This window comes from Mesorhizobium sp. M0751 (assembly GCF_040320265.1).
Classification (GTDB): Bacteria; Pseudomonadota; Alphaproteobacteria; order Rhizobiales; family Rhizobiaceae; genus Mesorhizobium.
Genome location: NZ_JAMYPH010000016.1, coordinates 85,837 through 105,270, shown reverse-complemented (window position 1 = coordinate 105,270; position 19,434 = coordinate 85,837). Strand labels below are relative to the sequence as shown.

Genomic DNA, 19,434 nt, shown 5'->3' with positions numbered 1-19,434 from the left:
GGTGTTGGAATCGCATAAGAAAGCTGGGACTTCTTCCAGGGATTAGCCATGCCGCGCATTGCCTATGTGAACGGGCGCTACGTCGCTCACGCCGAAGCTTCCGTGCATATCGAGGACCGTGGCTATCAATTCGCCGACGGCGTCTACGAGGTCTGCGAGGTGGCACGAGGCTTCATCGTCGACATGCCGCGCCATCTCGCCCGATTGAACCGCTCGCTTACCGAACTCTCGATCGATTGGCCGATCACGCGCGGCGTGCTGCCGATCGTCATGCGCGAGGTGGTGCGCCGCAACCATGTCGTCGGCGGCCTGGTCTATGTCCAGGTGACGCGCGGTGTCGCCAGCCGCGAGTTTTTCTTCCCGCCGGCGGGCACGAAGCCGTCGCTGGTGGTGACCGCCAAAAAAGCCGATCCTGCAGCTGCCGCGAAGCGGGCCGAGAGCGGAATCCGGGTCATCACGGTGCCGGAGAACCGGTGGGATCGGGTGGATATCAAGTCGGTCGGCCTGCTGCCGAACGTGCTGGCCAAGCAGAAAGCCAAGGAAGCCGGCGCTCAGGAGGCCTGGTTCGTCGATGTCGACGGCACCGTCAAGGAAGGTGGATCGTCGAACGCCTGGATCATCACCAGGGACGGCGTGCTGGTGACGCGCCCCGCCGAGCACGGCATCCTGCGCGGCATCACCCGCACGACGCTGTTCGATGTCGCCGCCAAGCTCGGCCTGAAGATCGAGGAGCGCGGCTTTTCGGTTGCCGAGGCCAAGGCCGCACGCGAGGTTTTCATCAGCTCCGCGACCACGATTGCCATGCCGGTGGTAGCGATCGATGGCGCTGCCGTCGCCAACGGCCACCCGGGCTCGATAACAGTTTCATTACGGCAGGCCTTTTTTGACGTTGCGGAAAAAAGTCCAGCCTGATAACCGCACAGATGGAATGAACATCAATATATCTCGTTCTGCTTGTCGTTACTGACGGCAAGATGGTGTTTGCGTGCTTGACATGTGCCGGCTAATTTGGCGCATTGGCCTGCAAACCGAAGGGGATCGGCGAAAGACAAGAACAATGGCGGAACGATCGCAAAATCTTCAGGACCTGTTCCTGAATTCAGTTCGCAAGAGCAAAAACCCACTCACCATCTTTCTCATCAACGGCGTGAAGCTGACCGGCGTGGTCACTTCGTTCGACAATTTCTGCGTTCTGTTGCGTCGCGACGGCCATTCCCAGCTTGTCTACAAGCACGCTATTTCCACGATCATGCCGAGCCAGCCGGTTCAGATGTTCGATGGTGAGGAAAGCCAGGGCGCCTGATTGGCACGTGAGAAAGACGCGGACCGCAGCGTTCGCGGAAAACCAGTACATCAGACCGGGACAGAGGCCAACGGTCCGACCCGGGCGGTGGTCATCGTGCCGGTGCTTACCCGGCAGCCGCGTGGCGACGACGATACCAATCGCCCGCGCCTAACCCGTTCTGCCGAGGCCCGTCGCGACGAGGCGGTCGGCCTCGCCAGCGCCATCGACCTTGACCTGGTCCACACGGCGGTGGTGACCGTCAACGATCCACGTCCGGCGACCTTGCTTGGCGGCGGCAAGGTCGCGGAGTTTGCCGAGATCGTCAAAGAGGGCCACGCGGAAGTGGTCATTGTCGATCATCCGCTGACACCGGTACAGCAGCGCAACCTCGAAAAAGAGTTGAACGCCAAGGTGCTCGACCGCACCGGACTGATCCTGGAGATTTTCGGCGAGCGCGCCCGCACCAAGGAAGGCACGCTGCAGGTCGACCTTGCCCATCTCAACTACCAGAAGGGCCGCCTTGTGCGGAGCTGGACCCACCTCGAGCGCCAGCGCGGCGGCGCCGGCTTTCTCGGCGGCCCTGGCGAGACCCAGATCGAGTCGGATCGGCGTGTGCTGCAGGACAAGATCACCAAGCTGAAGCACGAGCTCGAAACCGTGCGCCGCACCCGCGACCTGCACCGCGCCAAGCGCAAGAAGGTGCCATTTCCGGTGGTGGCGATCGTCGGCTACACCAATGCCGGCAAGTCGACGCTGTTCAACCGCCTGACCGGAGCAGGGGTGCTGGCGGAAGACATGCTGTTTGCCACGCTCGACCCGACGCTGCGCCGCGTGCGCCTGCCGCACGGCACGCCGATCATCCTTTCCGATACGGTCGGCTTCATTTCCGACCTGCCAACGCATCTGGTCGCGGCCTTCAGGGCGACGCTGGAGGAAGTGGTCGAGGCAGACCTCGTCATTCATCTGCGCGACATCTCCGATCCCGATACGGCCGCGCAGGCCGAAGATGTCGAGCGCATCCTTGCCGATCTCGGCGTCGATGCCGGCGATAACAAGCGCGTCATCGAAATATGGAACAAGATCGACCGGCTCGACGAGGGCAACCGGGCGCGGCTGCTTGCCGATGGTGCTGACGGCAAGAAGGCACCGCCGATCGCCATATCGGCGGTAACCGGCGAGGGCATCGATGCGCTGAAGGCGATCATCGAGACGATGATGTCGGGCGAACTGGAGACGTTCACCGTCACGCTCAAGCCCGACCAATTCGCCGTCGTCGACTGGCTTTACCGCAACGGCGACATCGTCTCGCGTGATGACAATGAGGATGGCAGCGTGACCATCGCGCTCAAGGCCACGCACAGCGCTCGGCAAGAGATTGAAAGCCGATTGCGCCGTCAAAACAACGGGTAGGGGCGTTTACTTCGCGCTCTTTGCCTGCTGCCAGAGCGCTTCCATCTCGTCCAGCGTCGCCTCTTCGAGGCTGCTTCCCGACGCCTGCAGCGTCCGCTCGACATAGTGGAAGCGCGACCGGAATTTTTCGTTGGTGCCGCTGAGTGCCGCTTCGGAATCAATTTTGAGGTGCCGGCCGAGATTGACGACCGCAAACAGCATATCGCCGAACTCGTCCTTGATCGGCGCAGTGTCGCCTTTGGCCAACGCCTCGCGTAGTTCGCCGATCTCCTCCTCGATCTTGTCGAGGATCGGCGCCGCCTCGCTCCAGTCGAAGCCGACGCGGGCGGCCTTTTCCTGCAGCTTCAGCGCCCGGGTAAGCGCGGGCAGGGCGACCGGCACGCTGTCGAGAAAGCCTTTGCCATGGTCTTCCGGGTCGAGCCCACGGGTGAGCCGCGCACTGCGTTTCTCAGCCTTTTCCTCTGCCTTGATCTTTTCCCACATGCCCTTGGCCATGCCGGCGCTGCGCGCCTTGTCGTCGCCAAAGACATGGGGGTGGCGGCGGATCATTTTTGTGGTGATGGCCTGGACCACATCGCCGAATGAAAATTCACCGGCCTCCTCGGCCATTTGCGCGTGGTAGACCACTTGCAGCAGGAGATCGCCGAGTTCATCCCGCAGATCGTCCAGGTCGCCGCGCGCAATGGCGTCCGCCACTTCGTAGGCTTCCTCGATCGTGTATGGCGCGATTGTCGAAAAGTCCTGCTCGATATCCCACGGGCAGCCGGTTTCCGGTGCTCGTAGCGCGGCCATTATCTCGATCAGCCGGGAAATGTCTTTCGAGGGTTTCATCCGGCGAACGCTATCCTGCACACGGCTGTGCGGCCAACGGCTTCAGCCGGCGAGGGCGCCTTGTCCACAGATGGGCGGCCAGACCATGATCCCGAACGGACCGACTGCGTCAGCGAAAAGTGGAAGCTGGTTTTCGGAAAGATCATGGTCAACCAAAAAGCATCAGTCGAGCACTGAGACGATCGCCTTGGCGAGCGCATCCATGCCGTCCTCGGGCAGGCCGGCAACGTTGATGCGGCTGTCGCCGACCATGTAGATGGCATGCTCGGCGCGCAACCGCTCGACTTGCGCTTCCGATAGGCCGAGCCGGGAAAACATGCCGCGATGGCTGGCGACGAAATCGAAACGATCGGAGTTGGACTGCCGGCGCAGCGCCTCGGCGAACTGGACGCGCAGCCGCAGCATGCGCAGCCGCATCTCTTCAAGCTCTGCCTCCCAGTCGGAACGCAATGCGGGGTCTTCAAGCACGATGCGCACCGCGGCCGCGCCGTGGTCCGGCGGCATCGAATACATGGCACGTGCCGCCGACAGCATCTGGCCCATCGCCAAATCCGCCTGCGCGCCGTCTTTCGCCATGATCAGCGCTGCACCGACGCGGTCGCGATAGACGGCAAAGTTCTTCGAGCAGCTTGAGGCAACGACCATTTCCGGAACTTTCGCCGCCAGAAGGCGCAAGCCGGCGGCATCCGCATCAAGCCCCTCGCCAAAGCCTTGATAGGCGATGTCGACAAAGGGCAGCAGGCCGCGCTCAACGACAAGATCGGCAACGGCAGCCCATTGCGAGATGTCTAGATTGGCGCCTGTCGGGTTATGGCAACAGCCATGCAACAATACGACGTCGGCAGGATTCGCGGCTCTCAATGCATTCAGCATGTCGTCGAAGCGAACCGCACCAGAAGCAGCGTCGAAATAGGGGTATTCGCGTGTCTGCAGGCCAGCGGCGCGCATCACCGGCATGTGGTTCGGCCAGGTCGGATCCGACAGCCAGACCATCGCGTCGGTGCGGGTCCTTTTCAGCAGCTCTGCCACCAGCCGCAGCGCGCCGGAGCCGCCTGGCGCCTGCGCCGCACGAATGCGCGTCATGTCGGCTGCTGGGCCGAATACCAACCTGGCCATCGCCGCGTTGAAGGCGGTATCGCCGGCAAGGCCGAGATAGGTCTTGGTATCCTGGCCTTGCAGCAGCCGCTTTTCGGCTTCGCGCACCGCGCGCATCACCGGCGTTTTGCCGTCGCGATCCCTATAGACGCCGACCCCGAGATCGACCTTGTCGGCACGCGGATCGGCGCGATAGAGGCCGATCAAGGCCAGGATCTTGTCGGCAGGCGCGGGCTGGAGATTTTCGAACATCGATAAGGTTCCGTTGGCGGCGGAGTGATACGCAAACCGGCCATACTTTGCCAGCAGTTTCATATGCGCCAACTCGGCGTCGGTCTGCCTCGAGGGCGGCCGATACTATCTGCCGGGCGAAGGCAGGCGCGGTATCTCCCAGAACGCGAGCGCGGCGAGCCGCAAGAAAATTCGGGGAGGGCGGGATTAAAATGCCAACCTGCTCCGTAAACAGGACATGAAACGGCCGATGCCACGCTTCGATATTCTGGGACAGCTCGGTTCACTGCGCCGCTATGCACGCTCGCTGACACGCGACAGCGCCGATGCAGAGGATTTGGTACATGATGCGCTGGTGCGTGCCTATGAGCGACGCGGCAGCTTCCGCTCCGGCGGAAATCTTCGCGTATGGCTGCTGTCGATCGTCCACAACGCGTTCATCGACGGCTTGCGATCCCGCAAATCCGAAGCAATGCGCATTGAACAGGCGGGCCATCTCGCCGAGGCGAATGTCCAGGCTCCGCAGGAGCATTCGGTCCGTCTGGCGCAGGTGCGCGACGCTTTTTTCGAATTGCCGGAGGAGCAGCGTTCGGCGTTGTATCTCGTCGCCATCGAGGGGCTTGGCTATAGCGAGGCGGCCGAGATCAGCGGCGTACCGCTGGGCACGCTGATGTCGCGCATCGCCAGGGCGCGTGCGGCCCTGCGCGAGATGGAGGACGCCGTGCCGGCACGCGCGAAAGGCCATCTGAAGATCGTCGGAGGTCGATGATGAACCAACTGCGCGATCCCGTGACCGACACCGATCTCGACGCCTATGTCGACGATCAGCTGGACGTGGCTCGTCGCATCGAGGTCGAGGCGTTCCTTTCGGCTCGCCCGGAAGCGGCCGCGCGGGTGATGTCCGACCTACGGATGCGTGACGAATTGCGCGTGGCGCTTGCCGGATCGAAAGGCATGGCGCGGCCCGCGACGGCCGATGCTGCACGGCGGCTGGAACGGGCATTGGCGCGCGGCCGCGTCCTTGGTGCTTTGCAGCGGGCGGCGGCAGTCGCTGTCTTCGTCGCTGCCGGCTGGCTTGCGAACGGGCTCATCGGACCGATATCGGTGACGGAAGTTGTCGCTTCGACCCATCCGCCCGCCTATGTAGAAGAGGCGGTGCGGGCGCACCGGACGACACTCATGCGTGAGGCGATGTCGTCCCAAACCGCGGCACCCGGCTACAACGCCGATGAAATCCGCGCCGCGACTGCGATCGTGATGCCATCGCTGCCAGCGGACTGGAGGGTCCGTGACGTGCAGATCTATCCATCGCATTTCGGCCCGAGCGTCGAGATGGCCGTCGAGACAAAAGAGATGGGGCTGGTCTCGCTGTTCGCCATCCGGCCCGGAACATTCGATGTCGTCAAACCGACTGTCGCTCCCTCGGGCGAAGTTTCCTCGGCCTATTTCCAGATCGGCGAGGTCGCCTACGCGGTCGTCGGACGCAGCGATGTCGGCGGTCTCGATCGCACGGCCGAAGCGCTCGCCAAAACGCTTTACTGATCGACCTTCAAGAAGGAGAACCACATGAACAATCTCGGATATATCGGGGCCGGAGCCCGAGCCGGAGCCGTCTACGACGAAGGTCTGCGCCGGCACATGCTGCGCGTCTATAACTATATGGGCCTTGGCCTCGTCGTCACGGGCGTGATCGCGTTCGTGGTGGCTTCCACGCCCGCCCTTTACGTGCCGATCTTCTCCACCCCGCTGAAATGGGTGGTGATGCTTGCCCCGCTGGCCTTTGTGCTCTTGTTCTCGTTTCGGATGCAGACGATGTCGGCAGCCGGCGCCCAGGCGATGTTCTGGGCATTCTGCGCCGTCATGGGCCTGTCGCTGGCTTCCGTGTTCCTGGTCTTTACCGGCACCAGCATCGCACGCACCTTCTTCATCGCCGCCACCATGTTCGGCGCGACCAGCCTTTACGGCTACACGACCAAACGCGACCTGACGCAGTTCTCGTCGTTCCTGATCATGGGCCTGATCGGCGTGGTGATCGCCAGCGTCGTCAATATCTTCCTGGGCTCGACCGCGCTCCAGTTCGCGATCTCGGTGATCGGCATCGCCGTCTTCATCGGCCTCACTGCCTGGGATACCCAGACTATCAAGGAGCAGTATGCGGAAAACTTCGGTGCGGAATCACAGCAGAAGCTCGCTGTCTTCGGTGCATTCTCGCTCTATCTGAACTTCATCAACATCTTCCAACTGCTGTTGAACTTCACCGGCGAGCGCGAATAGCCGGCGTTGAACCAAGACCGGAGTTGGACATCATGGACAGAAACGATCAACAGGCGATCGGACAGCTCTTCGAGAAATTGGCAAACGTCGAGCGCCAGGCGCCGCCGCGCGATGCCGAAGCAGAGCGCTTCATCCAGGACCAGATCACCCAGCAGCCTGGGGCGCCATATTACATGGCCCAGACGATCGTGGTGCAGGAGCAGGCGCTGAACGCAGCTCAGGCACGCATCGAAGAACTGGAAGAGCAAGCGCAGCAGCCGGCCGGCGGTGGACCGCTCAGCGGCTTCTTCGGCCGCGGCGGCGGCAGGCGCTCAGGCTCGGTTCCGCGGGTAGGGCGCACCGCCTCCGTTGCAACTGAAGGGCCGAAGGACACGCCACAGCGGGCAGGCGGCGGTTTTCTTGCCGGCGCCGCGCAGACCGCGATGGGCGTGGCGGGCGGCGTGCTGCTCGGCAGCGCGATCGCCGGCATGTTTGGCGGCAGCGAAGCGAAGGCAGCTGAACAGCCGACGCCGCAGCCGGACGAAGCCGATCAGGCAGGCGATTCCAGCTCCGATAATGGCGGGGATTTCGGTGATATGGAGTTCTGACGAGCGACCCAGCCTGTGCCTGTGCCGGCGCTGGTGAAGATTGCGGGTCAGCATAGGCGAGGTGGCGAGGGCAACATCCGGGAAGCGAGCCCCCGCCGGCCGCTAATAGCCCAGGCGCTTCAGTTCAGTCTTGACCGCCGCGATGGTCTTGAAGCGGAAGTGCTTCGTTGTGCCATCGCGCCAATGGCAGTCGCATGTGGCATCGAACTTCCGGCTCGCTTTCAATTGAGTCAGCGCCTTCTGGCCCGGCTTGGGATCATCGAAGATGCGAACTTCGTAGAGCGTCCCTTCGACATCGTAGTGCATCTGAGCCCAGGAAAGTATCACGATCAGTTCCTTTGCCGGGTCGTGGTCGGCGTTGGCGAGGCCCAGCGCAATGTCCGGTGTGTCGCCCTCTTGTTCACCGAGCGTGACCTGGATTGCACGATACCTGTTGTCAGCTGGTCGTTGCAGCGCGACGAGCGGGCGTTCCGGATAGTCCTCAGCGGTCTGGTAATCGACAAAGAGTGTCTGGAGGCCGTTCCAGCTCACGGCTGTGGTGTGCGGATCAGCATTGTCGGCGAACCCAACAACACGTTTGGCGAAAGCCAGGTCGTTTTCGCCTGGAGCACGATCAAGGTCCTGCGCTCGCGCGTCAGTGAGCGCGCACGCGAGGGTGAGGGCAAGACTTGCAAGCAGCGGGAGTGTCTTCATGATTCGCAACCCTAGCATGCCCGTTGCCTCCACAGCGCTATAGCGAATGTCTAAGAGTGACCGGTCTGAATTCGCCGCCAACGGATGCTATAGGCGTTAGTCGCATAAGATAGATTATGGAACTGACGTGGCCGATTAGATGTGGCGTGAAGATAGCACCTCGCGAGATCCAACCCGGGAACCCAGCCGTAAAAACTTGGTCCTTCACGCTGATTCATAAGGGATTTCGATCGTCATGCCGTCATAAGCAGGCTCGACGTTATCAGGCGTCTCGGCCATTACCGTGGCGTAGTCGAGCGGCACATGCATATGCGTCAGCACCGCGTTCTTCGGCGCCAGTCTCTCGATCCAGCCAAGCGCCTGGCCAAGCGACAGATGGCTCGGATGGATGGTGTATTGCAGCGCGTCGATGACCAGCATGTCCAGCCCGCGCAAACGCTTGGCGGTCGCCTCCGGAAAGTCGCTGACGTCAGGGCAATAGGCCAGCCCGCCGATGCGGAAACCCAGCGAGGTGATGTCGCCATGGAGCTGCAGCAGCGGTTCGAGGGTGAGGGCGCCGCCCTCGCCTTCGATCACCACCGGCCTGTGGTGGTCGATGATATGGGCGTTGACGATCGGCGGATACGAACTGCCTTTCGGTGTTTCGAAACAGTAGCGGAACGCCTCGCGTAGGCGCAGCATGGTAGCCTGATCGGCATGAATGTCGATCCGGTGGCGCTGCTCGAGCACGAAGCCGCGCAAATCGTCGATGCCGTGGATATGGTCGGCATGCGGATGTGTATAGACCACCGCATCAATGCGCTTGACCGATGCCAGCAGCATCTGCTCGCGGAAATCCGGGCCGGTGTCGATGACGACCGTGGTCCGGGCGCCACTCGCCGCGATCCGCTCGACGAGCGCTGCAGTGCGCGTGCGCCGGTTCCGGGGGTTCGCGGGATCGCAATTGCCCCAGTCGCCGGTGATGCGTGGCGTGCCCGGCGAAGAGCCGCAGCCGAGGACGGTAAGACGTAACCGGTCGCTCATGCGTCAGGCGCCCGGCGCGCTCGGGCGCGGCATTTTCCTGAACAGCCGGAAGAAATTATCCGTGGTGATATCAGCGATCTCGGCCTCGCTGACGCCGATCGTCTCGGCCAGCACCTTGGCTGTATGCGCAACATAGGCAGGCTCGTTGCGCTTGCCGCGAAACGGTATCGGCGCAAGGTATGGCGCGTCGGTTTCGACCAGCAGACGGTCGCGCTGCACATCGGCGGCGACGGCGCGCAGCTCGGCGGAGTTCTTGAAGGTCAGGATGCCGGAAAACGAGACGTAGCCGCCGAGCGCCACGCCGATCTCGGCCAGCCGGCGCCCCGACGAAAAACAGTGCAGGATGAAGGGGAAGGCGCCCTTCCCTGTCTCTTCTTCGAGGATATCAGCCATGTCATCGTCGGCGTCACGCGAATGGATGACCAACGGCAGACCGGTCACGCGCGCCGCGGCGATGTGGGTGCGAAAGCTCTGCGCCTGTGCGTCGCGCGGCGCATGATCGTAGAAATAGTCGAGCCCGGCCTCGCCGATCGCCACCACTTTGCGATGAGCAGAGAGCCGCACCAGATCATCGACAGTGACATCAAGCTCTTCGGCCGCATTGTGCGGATGGGTGCCTACCGAGCAATACACCTCATCGAAAGTCTCGGCAATCTCAAGCACGTGGCTAAATCGCTTCACCCTCGTCGAGATCGTCACCATTCGGCCGATGCCGGCCGTAAGGGCGCGGGCGACGATGGCCGCCCGCTCTTCGGCGAAATCCGGAAAGTCGAGATGGCAGTGACTGTCGACCAGCATCAGGTGCTTGTATCCGTTTGCTCGACATAGCGTGGAAATACCGGTTCCGGCGCCGGCAGCGCCGTACCGGATACCAGCGAATGGCCTTCCGCGACATGCTCGAAATTGCGGCTGCCGGCCGGCACCGCCAAAAGATCTAGCAGCTTTGCCGCCGACTGCGGAATGAAGGGCTGGCACAGCAACCCGACACGCCGGATCACCTCAGCGGTCGTCCACAGCACCGTTTCCATGCGCGCCGGATCGGTCTTCTTCAGCGCCCATGGCTCCTGCCCGGCGAAATAGCGGTTGGCTTCGGCCACTACGCCAAAGATCGCCGCCAGAGCAAGGTGGATGCCCTGGTCGGCCATCGTCCTGCGCGCCGTGACAAGGGCGGTATCTGCCTGATCGAGGATCGCTTTGTCGGCATCGCTCAATTCGCCGCGCTTAGGCACCACGCCGCCGCAGTTCTTGGCGATCATCGACAGCGAGCGCTGCGCCAGATTGCCGAGATCGTTGGCGAGGTCGGCATTGGTGCGGTTGACGATTGCCTCATGACTGTAGCTGCCGTCCTGGCCGAACGGCACTTCGCGCATGAAGAAATAGCGCACCTGGTCGAGGCCGTAGTGCTCGATCATCGCGAACGGGTCGACGACATTGCCGACCGACTTCGACATTTTCTCGCCACGGTTGAACAGAAAACCATGCGCGAACACGCGCTTCGGCAATTCGACGCCGGCCGACATCAGGAATGCCGGCCAGTAGACCGCGTGGAAGCGGATGATGTCCTTGCCGATGACGTGGACGTTCGCCGGCCAGAAAGACCATCTCTCATTGGCCGGATCCGGATAACCGGCGGCGGTGATGTAGTTGGTTAGGGCATCGACCCAGACATACATCACATGCTTCCCATCGCCGGGCACCGGCACGCCCCATTTGAATGTGGTGCGCGAGATCGACAGATCCTTCAGGCCGGATTTGACAAAGCTGATGATTTCATTGCGCCGCTCTGCCGGTCCGACGAACTCGGGGCTGTTCTCGTAGAGCGCGAGCAGTCTGTCCTGATAGGCGGAAAGGCGGAAGAAATAGCTCTCTTCCTCGGTCCATTCGACAGGCGAGCCGAGCGGTTCGCGGCGCACGCCGTCGTCACCGACCTTGGTTTCGGCCTCGTCGAAATAGGCTTCCTGCCGCACCGAATACCAGCCGCTGTAGCGGTCGAGGTAGATGTCGCCATTCTCAGCCATGCGCGTCCAGATCGCCTGGCAGGCCTTGTAATGACGCTCCTCGGTGGTGCGGATGAAAACGTCGTTCGAGCAACCGGTCGCTTCGAGCATCGAGCGAAAGATCGCCGAGTTGCGATCGGCAAGCGCTTTCGGCGTCAGGCCTTCGGCGTCCGCCGTCTGCTGCATCTTCAAACCGTGCTCGTCGGTTCCCGAGACGAAGAAGACGTCCTTGCCGTCGAGCCGCTGGAAGCGGGCCAGCGTGTCGCTGGCGATGACATTGTAGGCATGGCCGATATGCGGCTTGCCGTTCGGATAGAAAATTGGCGTCGTGACGTAGTATTTTTCGCGTGCCATGGATGAGCCGTCATGAATGTCTGAATGAAAGATGTCGCGGTGAGATATCGCATCGAAACGGCAATTGCCATCCGACGCCAATGTGGTGGCTTCGAAGTTCCTGCGATTGATTGGGAATCAATACTCAGGGGCTTCAAAAGCCACGCCAGCGGCCGTCACATTCGCATTGCAGAATTCAGGCGGTCGATCATGGTCAGGGCGTGCTGCTTTTTGTCGAGGTTGTAGGTCTCGGTTTCGGATATAGCGTTCAAAGCCTCGTGCCAAGTATCCGACAGCGTTTTGGCCCGCGCGAGATCGCCGGCGAGCGCTGCCTGGCTGGCGCCGGCCGACAGCAGATCAAGCGCGCGGCGATTGAATATCTCGAACGGGATCGCCTGGTCGCGGCCGGCGACCGCCTCGGCAAGACGGTAGGCGCCTGCGACATCTGTCTTTTTGGACATCACCAGAGCGTCGAGGGTGGCGGCGATTTCAAGCCCGCCATACTGCGTCAACAGGATCGCATTGCGCGCGCTGCCCGCTGCCCGCTCCGCCAGCGCCGCGCGCGCCGCAGGATCCTCCGGTGGCGGCGGCTCGATACCCTCCAGAACCGTCATCAAGCTCTCGGCATCGAGCGGCGCCAACCGCACCATCTGGCAGCGCGACCGGATCGTCGGCAGCAGACTGCCCGGCGCATGGACGATGAGGATGAACAAGGTGCGCGCGGGCGGCTCTTCAAGATTCTTCAACAAGGCATTGGCAGCATTGGTGTTCATGTCGTCGGCGGGATCGACGATAACCACCCGGTAGCTGCCGTCGTGCGACGTCAACGACAGAAAACGGCTGACCTTGCGGATTTCGTCGACCGTGACCACTGTCTTGAAGCTCTTGGTCTTGTCGTTCGCGGGGCGTGTAAGATGCAGCACCGAAGGATGTGCCCCGGTGGCGATCTGGCGAAACAGTGACGAAGCCGGATCTGGAACGGCAAGGCTTTCCGGCGCCTGCTCGAAGGCCGGGTGCCTCAACAGATGATGCGCCAGGTGAAAGGCCAGCGTCGCCTTGCCGATGCCAACCGGCCCGGCAAAGATCAGTGCGTGCGGCAGCTTTCCCGAGCGGTAAGCGGTGGCCAGCATGTTGGCCGCCTGCAGGTGACCGACAAGACGCGGCGTCTCGGATGGCTCTGGCACCCCGTCCAGCGTGTCGTGCTGTTCGGGCGCGATGCGTTCGAAAATCATGCCGGCGCCGCCTGCCTTCTTTGCGCCGGCATCATCCTCTCGAGAGCCGCGAAGACGGTGGCGGTAACGACATCCTCCACCGTGTTGGGGTCGACTGACGCATCGACGACGACGCAGCGTTCGGGTTCAGCTGCGGCGATCGCGAGAAACGCCTCACGCCGGCGTTGGTGGATGGCCAATGTTTCCTTCTCGAAGCGGTCCGGTCCGTCAGTGCTTCCCCGCCGGGCGGTAGCGCGCCTCAGGCCCTCGGCAGGGTCGATGTCGAAGATCAGTGTCATGTCCGGCACCATGCCGTTGATGGCGACCTTCTCCAACGCGTCCATGAATGCCGGGTCGAGGCCGCCGGTGACGCCCTGGTAGACGCGCGAGGAATCCATGAAACGATCGCAAAGCACGACCGAGCCGCGCTCGACCGCCGGCCGGATGACCTGTTCGACATGGTCGGATCGCGCAGCGGCGAAAAGCAACGCTTCCATCTTGGGGCCGAACGGCTCGGCTGCGCCTGAAAGCAGGACATGCCTGACCGCCTCCGCGCCCGGCGAGCCACCCGGCTCACGTGTCACCAGCACATCGTATTTCTTGGCGCGCATCTTCTTTGCCAGTCGCTCGATCTGCGTCGACTTGCCTGCTCCTTCGCCGCCTTCAAAAGTGATGAAAAATCCGCGCGCCAAAGCCTTTGTCCATACTTCGGGGACCGTATAGTCCCGGCGGGAAAAAAGGTCCACCGCGACGGTGCTAACGCAGCCAGCCGACGGCCAGTTCCTTGGCGGCATCGAGCGCGCGCTGCGGCAGCGAGCCGACACCGATCGACTCGGCGGCAAACAGCGGCGTCTCCTGGCTCAGCGTATCGCCGATCCAGACGCGCAGCGCACCGACCGGCTGCCCCTCCTCCACCGGCGCTGCAACCGGTCCGTCATAGACGATCCTGGCGGTGAGCTTGTCGCGGTTGGTGATCGGCAGGAAGATCTGCACCGGTCCTTTTGCCTTTAACGCGACACCGGACTTGGCGCCGCCAAAGACCTGGGCTTCGCCAACCACTTCGTCCTTGGCGAATATTTCAGTCTTCTCGAAGGAGCGAACGCCCCAGTCGAGCAGCTTTCGCGCTTCCTCAGCACGCTCGCGGTCGTTTGCCAGGCCGCTCATCGCCGCGATCACCCTTGTGCCATTGTGGCTGACCGAGCCGACGATGCCGAACCCGGATTGCTCGCTCGCGCCGACCGCGAGCCCGTCGGCGCCTATATCCATGGCCAGCAGCGGATTGCGGTTCCTCTGGGAAATCTTGTTCCAGGTAAAATCCTTCTGGCCGTAATAGCGGTAGAGATCCGGGTAGTTGCGCCAGATATGCAGCGCCAGAAGCGCGAGTTCGCGAACGCTCGTTTGCTGCCCATCGGCCGGCAGACCGGTGGAATTGACAAAAGTCGATTTCTGCAAGCCGATCTGGCGGGCACGCTCGGTCATCTGCGCCGCGAAGTTTGCCTCGGACCCGGCCATCCCTTCAGCGATGACGATACAGCCGTCATTGGCCGCCTGCACGGTCACGCCCTGGATCAGGTCTTCCAGCCTGATCGTCGACTTGAGCTTGGCGAACATGGTCGATGTCCCCGAAGGAGCGCCGCCTTTGCGCCAGGCGTTCTCGCTCACCACGAAGGTGTCATCGAGCGTCATGCGCCCTGATTTGATGGCGTCGAAGACCACTTCCATCGTCATCAGCTTGGCCAGCGAGGCCGGCGGGATCAACCTGTCGGCGTCCTTGGAAAACAGCACGGTTCCGGTTTCGGCATCGATCATGAAGGCCTGCGCGGCCTTGGTCTCGAAAAGCTGTGCTGAGGCCGGCGCAAGCGAGAGCAGCAGCAGGCCGAGCGCCATAAGCCCGGTGAAAGGGTGAAAAAATTTCATCAGGTTCGACCAGTGAGCCGGCGCTTTTGCAAGTTGGCAGAAGCTATCAGGCTTTTGCCTGGCGGATCAATCGCGCACGAAAAAACCAGGCAGCCCCGAGCTCAGTTGCGTACAGCAAGCGCATCCGGCGCACCATGCGACCACGCTGCCTGCAGCATCTCGTCCAGGCTGCCACGGCCGTCGGCAAAGAGGTTGACCGAGTACCAGTCCTTGCCTTCAAGTTCCGAGCGCTGGATCTCGGTCTTGCCGAAGCTGGAAAGCTGGGCAGCCACACGCTCCGCTTCGGCGGCATTCTCGAACGAACCCGCCGCGACATAGGCCGCGGGCGACCCGGTTGGAGGAGCTTGCCGCTTCCACGATTGAAGAATTTCGGCGGGCGAAATGCCGGCGCCATCCAACCCGGCAAACGCGTTGGAGGCGCGCTGCACGCGCTCGTCCGCATAAGACAGCGACGCCACGGTGAACGGCGATTGCGCCGGCAGGTTGATCTCCGGACGCTCTGGCACGATCGGGCCGAAATCGGGCAGTACAATGTCTCCCGAAGCAGATGCTTGCACCGCCATGACAGGCCCTGCATCGGATCCCTGCCCGGAATTCGTCAGCTGACCGGGGAACGGCACGGCAGCAGCGCTCACCGGCAGGCTTGGCGACGGCCCATTCATCGCGACCATGACACCGCTGGGCAGACCGTCCGACGGATCCGGCACCCTGTTGCCTGGACGATACGAAGCCATAAGATACTGCCCGTCATTGCCTTCGAGCGGCGCACGGCCGACATATTCGACCTTCACCTCGGCCGTACCGATATTGGCATAATCGAGCATTTCAGCAGCGCGCTTCGACACATCGATGATGCGTCCATCATGATAGGGTCCGCGATCGTTGACGCGCACAATCACCGAGCTGCCGGTCTTCATGTTGGTGACCCGCGCATAGCTCGGCAGCGGCATGGTCGGATGCGCCGCCGTCAGATCTGCCATGTCGTAAACTTCGCCGTTGGCGGTCAACCGGCCGTGGAACGCCTCACCGTACCAGGACGCGAGGCCAACCTTGGCGTAACGTTTGTCTTCCTTCGGATAATACCACTTGCCGCGCACCTGATAGGGCTTGCCGAGCTGGTCGCGTCCCCGAGATGTCTTGAACATCACGCGCGGGCTGGCTTTCACGCCATACTCGGCTTCGGAAAAATATTCCTTGGAGCGAGGTTTCTTGTTGACCATCGCCTTTTGCTGCGGCGTCGCACATGCCGCAAGAAAGGCGGCCGACAAGGCAAACAGCGCGAAAGCGGAAGCGCGACGAAGACGCGGGCGCGCCGTGGTCTGCATATTTTGATTGTCCCCTATAGCATCGACGAAGGCACCGCAGCATAAACGTCAGCGATGCCAAAGCACCCACTCCAGAAACGCCGGTGACGCCCTACCCCAATCCTTTTTGTGCGCAGGAATTGTTTATCACCGTATTAACCGATTGTGGTCGGAACCGGGCGAGATTGTGGCACGAACCGTCTCGCCGATCGGCATGAAAGTCATCGCTTATCGATCAGCAACGCCGTTCGTGGCGCACTTTGCCCTTCGCTTGGCCTGGCTGCCAGCGCAGATTCAGGGACCGAAGATCACAAGCTCGGTGAACGTCAGATCTCCAGGTGCAGGTGGTTTGGGACCCCTGAAATATTTCAGCCCCTTGTTGGGCCGGTACCATCCCACCAAACCTGGAATCGGCTCCTTGGCGTCGACAAAGCAAACGAGGATTCCTCTTCGCAAGAGAAAGTGCCCCATCGCACCGGCGCAGCGGCTCAAATCCGCAAGCGAGCGGCAATAGATGACCTGATGGGATCGGATAACACCGTGCAACATTCGGCGCGGCATCAACACCAGGGGGAACGCTGCTCCGTCGCAAATGCAGATCAACGACAGGCAGCCCAGCGCGGCGTGTTCCGAGAGTATGTATCTCTCACCCTCGGGCAGCATCGCCAATTCCGGAAGATCGGGACGCATTTCGAGCACGCGACATGACCGCTGCGCCGAACTTAAAGCCGGCAAGAAGGTAAATTGTCCGCTGGAGAAGAGCCGAAAGCCGAGCGCCCGGTTGGCTTTCAATGTCGCTTGTGCGGGCGAAATGTTCGTGTAGGTCACGTCCTTCCGCTTGAGAACCGCCGCTACCAACATGGCACCATAAGGACGGAATTCTGCATCGACTGACCAGCTTGAAAGATTGCAGCGGATTTCCTCGCTCTCCGACCCCTGGTAGCGAGCATAAAGGGTGAGCACAACGCCGACGATCTGACCGGCGTGCTCCAAGGCAAAGCCATATTGTGGGAACTCGGCAACCACAGGCCGCTGCGACAAGCGGGTCAGAGCGTGTGTCCAGTAGCTCCGGTTACGCGCCGGAAAGCCCCTGCACAGGCAATCGACCACTCCCTCCCAGTCGGTTTCGCAGATTGGTCTACAGCGGAGACCGGGCGGGAGAGCGCCAAGAACGGCCAAAATCAACTCCAGAATACGATTTACTTACATGTCCCTAATGCGCTCAACATATCAGCGCTCAACGATTAATACTCCGTGCGGGTTTTAAAAACGATTTTCCACACTCAGTACAAAACACAGCTCGCCATGACGCTGCTCACCGTCCTGGATCGCGCTGAAAGGTGCGGCCGCCACGGTTGACTTGGCGTTGAATGCGGCTTTACAGGAATGGAACGCGAACCGGTCGGGGAACGTCCTGGTGCCAATCCGGTACCGACAGCTCGAACCCGCTCCTCTCGCGATATCCTAAGTGATTGAAAAGTCACCTTGGAGGGATGGCCGAGCGGTTTAAGGCACCGGTCTTGAAAACCGGCGTGGGTGCAAGCCCACCGTGGGTTCGAATCCCACTCCCTCCGCCATATCCGTCCAATTTCTTCAATCCTGCAGGCATGACGTCGAGTTTTCCGCTCGTCGGATTCTCGACTGCCCGGGTTTAACAGGCCGGTCCGTTTCGGAGAGAAGCGCCGGGCCGCTCTGCCCCATGCACGCGCCACCTCTCGCGTCACTGAAATGCGACAGGTGCTGATCGTGCCAACGATACCAAAGTACCGTTGATGCTACTGCGTAATCAACAACCTGCCACAAGCGAAGACTGTCACCCGCCGCGCAGCCGCGCTCGTCGGGTTGATTTCTCCGCCCGAATATGATGCTTCTCCCGCCTATGAATAAACTATTTTCTGCGGCTCTCGCATGGACGATAGTGGCTTGGCCGGCCAGCGCGATGGACAGCGCATTGCGCGCCGGCCTGCTGAAACTCGATCCGCAAACCCGGCTGGAGCAGCGATGCGACGCCGAAATTCTCGACCGGATTACCCGCGACGACCACAAGTACAAAGCCGATCGTGTTGTCGCCTACGCTTTTGCGACGCCCGAAATGGGCGCCGATGCGATCAAGAGCCCGGGTGCTGCGTTTCGCAGCAAGGGACAATGGTACCGGCTGAAATTCAAATGCGAGACAGCGCCGGACCATATGGAAGTCCTGCAGCTCCGCTACCGGATCGGTGATGAAATTCCGGAAAGCGACTGGCCCAAATACAATCTCTATAACTAGGCATTCGGGAGCTGTGGCCGCATTTTGCTGGTGTTTCGGGCCGATCGTCGCAAACTCTGTATATAGCTGACCTTGTTCCAACCAGTCCCTTGACGCGCGGGAACCATACACGTTAGGCCCTCCAGGCATTCGACGCGAACGGTCGGCCAACCAGCAAGGGACTTCCAGTCGATGGAAATTTTCACTGCCGCGGGCTTCTCTGCCCTGCTCCAGGTCATCGCCATCGACCTCGTGCTTGCAGGCGATAACGCCATCGTCATCGGCCTGGCCGCGGCGGGCTTGCCGGTCGAGCAGCGCAAGAGAGCGATTCTCATCGGCGTGGTGGCGGCGACGGTGCTGCGTATCGGTTTTGCCGCGATCACCGTCACCCTGCTGCAGATTGTCGGCCTGCTGCTGGCCGGCGGCATCTTGCTGCTGTGGGTGTGCTGGAAGATGTATCGCGAGCTGCGCACGTCGCATGCCGACGAGGAGGAGGCGACCGAAGCGCTGTCCAATTCCGATATCAACAGCGATGATATGGTGGCCGGCAAGGCGCGCAAGAAGACCCTGGGTCAGGCGGCATTGCAGATCGTCATCGCCGACGTGTCGATGTCGCTCGACAACGTGCTGGCGGTCGCCGGCGCAGCGCGCGATCACTTCCAGGTGCTGGTGATCGGCCTCGTCCTGTCGATCGCGCTGATGGGCCTTGCCGCGAGCTTCATCGCCAAGCTGCTGCACCGCCATCGCTGGATCGCCTATATCGGCCTTTTGATCATCTTCTATGTCGCGCTCGATATGATCTATCGAGGCGCTGTGGAAGTATTGCCGCATGTCAGCAGTGCGATGAGCTGACGCATCGACTCGAATTCGCATCGGCCGGCCTTTCAGCTTCGGCGAGCCTTCGTCGACGCTGGCGGTTGCGTTTCGCCGCAGCCGCTGCCCATACCAATGCCGCAATAAGTGTGGTAATGCGCCGCCAATCCCGAAAATCCGGA

At 61.7% G+C, this 19,434-nt stretch carries 20 protein-coding genes and 1 tRNA gene; 10 read left to right on the top strand and 11 right to left on the bottom strand.

The genetic code is table 11. The features are described 5' to 3' along the window. Positions 1-48 precede the first annotated feature (48 nt). The 3 genes from NKI19_RS23110 to hflX all read left to right on the top strand — a co-directional run bounded on the left by NKI19_RS23110 (position 49) and on the right by hflX (position 2,695). Positions 49-912 carry a D-amino-acid transaminase gene (locus tag NKI19_RS23110; protein ID WP_352491355.1) on the top strand — a complete coding sequence of 288 codons (864 nt, stop codon included), beginning with the start codon at positions 49-51 and terminating at the stop codon, positions 910-912. Positions 913-1,057: 145 nt separating this feature from the next. Continuing rightward, positions 1,058-1,303: an RNA chaperone Hfq gene (gene hfq / locus NKI19_RS23105; protein ID WP_006202172.1), complete on the top strand. Its 246-nt coding sequence runs from the start codon at positions 1,058-1,060 to the stop codon at positions 1,301-1,303. Beyond that, positions 1,304-2,695, top strand: a complete 1,392-nt coding sequence (gene hflX, locus NKI19_RS23100; RefSeq protein WP_352491354.1) for a GTPase HflX — start codon at positions 1,304-1,306, stop codon at positions 2,693-2,695. Between the two features lie 6 nt (positions 2,696-2,701). On the opposite strand, the gene mazG is transcribed toward hflX, so the two are convergent. Further along, positions 2,702-3,526, bottom strand: a complete 825-nt coding sequence (gene mazG / locus NKI19_RS23095) for a nucleoside triphosphate pyrophosphohydrolase (protein WP_352566218.1) — start codon at positions 3,524-3,526, stop codon at positions 2,702-2,704. Positions 3,527-3,688: 162 nt separating this feature from the next. Further along, entirely contained in the window at positions 3,689-4,873 is a 1,185-nt protein-coding gene (locus NKI19_RS23090) for an amino acid aminotransferase (protein ID WP_352491352.1), read from the bottom strand. A 217-nt stretch (positions 4,874-5,090) separates the two neighbouring features. On the opposite strand from NKI19_RS23090, the gene NKI19_RS23085 reads away from it, so the two are divergent. Genes NKI19_RS23085 through NKI19_RS23070 form a run of 4 tightly spaced genes read left to right on the top strand, consistent with a single transcriptional unit; the run spans position 5,091 to position 7,713 of the window. Beyond that, positions 5,091-5,621, top strand: a complete 531-nt coding sequence (locus NKI19_RS23085) for a sigma-70 family RNA polymerase sigma factor (protein ID WP_473555436.1) — start codon at positions 5,091-5,093, stop codon at positions 5,619-5,621. Beyond that, positions 5,621-6,394 carry an anti-sigma factor family protein gene (locus NKI19_RS23080; RefSeq protein WP_352491350.1) on the top strand — a complete coding sequence of 258 codons (774 nt, stop codon included), beginning with the start codon at positions 5,621-5,623 and terminating at the stop codon, positions 6,392-6,394. The genes NKI19_RS23085 and NKI19_RS23080 overlap by 1 nt, the downstream gene beginning before the upstream one ends. A gap of 24 nt (positions 6,395-6,418) precedes the next feature. Then, complete coding sequence (locus NKI19_RS23075) at positions 6,419-7,126, top strand: Bax inhibitor-1/YccA family protein (protein ID WP_352491349.1); 708 nt, start codon at positions 6,419-6,421, stop codon at positions 7,124-7,126. A 32-nt stretch (positions 7,127-7,158) separates the two neighbouring features. Continuing rightward, positions 7,159-7,713 carry a DUF2076 domain-containing protein gene (locus NKI19_RS23070; RefSeq protein WP_352491348.1) on the top strand — a complete coding sequence of 185 codons (555 nt, stop codon included), beginning with the start codon at positions 7,159-7,161 and terminating at the stop codon, positions 7,711-7,713. Positions 7,714-7,815: 102 nt separating this feature from the next. Here the strand turns inward: NKI19_RS23070 and NKI19_RS23065 are convergent, their stop codons facing one another. From NKI19_RS23065 to NKI19_RS23025, 9 genes are all read right to left on the bottom strand, one after another. Further along, complete coding sequence (locus NKI19_RS23065) at positions 7,816-8,406, bottom strand: hypothetical protein (RefSeq protein WP_352491347.1); 591 nt, start codon at positions 8,404-8,406, stop codon at positions 7,816-7,818. A 204-nt stretch (positions 8,407-8,610) separates the two neighbouring features. Continuing rightward, positions 8,611-9,429 carry an MBL fold metallo-hydrolase gene (locus NKI19_RS23060; protein ID WP_352491346.1) on the bottom strand — a complete coding sequence of 273 codons (819 nt, stop codon included), beginning with the start codon at positions 9,427-9,429 and terminating at the stop codon, positions 8,611-8,613. A 3-nt stretch (positions 9,430-9,432) separates the two neighbouring features. Beyond that, positions 9,433-10,227 carry a TatD family hydrolase gene (locus NKI19_RS23055; protein WP_352566220.1) on the bottom strand — a complete coding sequence of 265 codons (795 nt, stop codon included), beginning with the start codon at positions 10,225-10,227 and terminating at the stop codon, positions 9,433-9,435. After that, positions 10,227-11,813, bottom strand: a complete 1,587-nt coding sequence (gene metG / locus NKI19_RS23050; protein WP_352491407.1) for a methionine--tRNA ligase — start codon at positions 11,811-11,813, stop codon at positions 10,227-10,229. Before metG ends, NKI19_RS23055 begins: the two co-directional genes overlap by 1 nt. A 122-nt stretch (positions 11,814-11,935) precedes the next feature. Further along, positions 11,936-12,991 (bottom strand): DNA polymerase III subunit delta', encoded by a 1,056-nt coding sequence (locus tag NKI19_RS23045; RefSeq protein ID WP_352491344.1) that lies wholly within the window; start codon positions 12,989-12,991, stop codon positions 11,936-11,938. After that, a complete protein-coding gene (gene tmk / locus NKI19_RS23040; RefSeq protein WP_352491343.1) occupies positions 12,988-13,662 on the bottom strand; it encodes a dTMP kinase in 675 nt (224 codons plus the stop codon). The genes NKI19_RS23045 and tmk overlap by 4 nt, the downstream gene beginning before the upstream one ends. Before the next feature lie 64 nt (positions 13,663-13,726). After that, the gene (locus NKI19_RS23035; RefSeq protein ID WP_352491406.1) at positions 13,727-14,857 is read right to left on the bottom strand and encodes a D-alanyl-D-alanine carboxypeptidase family protein; all 1,131 of its coding nucleotides are present in this window, start codon (positions 14,855-14,857) and stop codon (positions 13,727-13,729) included. A gap of 131 nt (positions 14,858-14,988) precedes the next feature. Continuing rightward, positions 14,989-16,212, bottom strand: coding sequence for a septal ring lytic transglycosylase RlpA family protein (locus NKI19_RS23030; protein ID WP_352491342.1), 1,224 nt, complete (start codon positions 16,210-16,212; stop codon positions 14,989-14,991). A 273-nt stretch (positions 16,213-16,485) separates the two neighbouring features. Next, the gene (locus NKI19_RS23025) at positions 16,486-17,217 is read right to left on the bottom strand and encodes a hypothetical protein (RefSeq protein WP_352491341.1); all 732 of its coding nucleotides are present in this window, start codon (positions 17,215-17,217) and stop codon (positions 16,486-16,488) included. Between the two features lie 461 nt (positions 17,218-17,678). Here NKI19_RS23025 and NKI19_RS23020 point away from each other — a divergent pair. From NKI19_RS23020 to NKI19_RS23010, 3 genes are all read left to right on the top strand, one after another. Continuing rightward, a tRNA-Ser gene (locus tag NKI19_RS23020) sits at positions 17,679-17,768 on the top strand. Between the two features lie 284 nt (positions 17,769-18,052). Further along, a complete protein-coding gene (locus NKI19_RS23015; RefSeq protein WP_352491340.1) occupies positions 18,053-18,460 on the top strand; it encodes a DUF930 domain-containing protein in 408 nt (135 codons plus the stop codon). A 171-nt stretch (positions 18,461-18,631) separates the two neighbouring features. Beyond that, complete coding sequence (locus NKI19_RS23010) at positions 18,632-19,291, top strand: TerC family protein (protein ID WP_352491339.1); 660 nt, start codon at positions 18,632-18,634, stop codon at positions 19,289-19,291. Positions 19,292-19,434 lie beyond the last annotated feature (143 nt).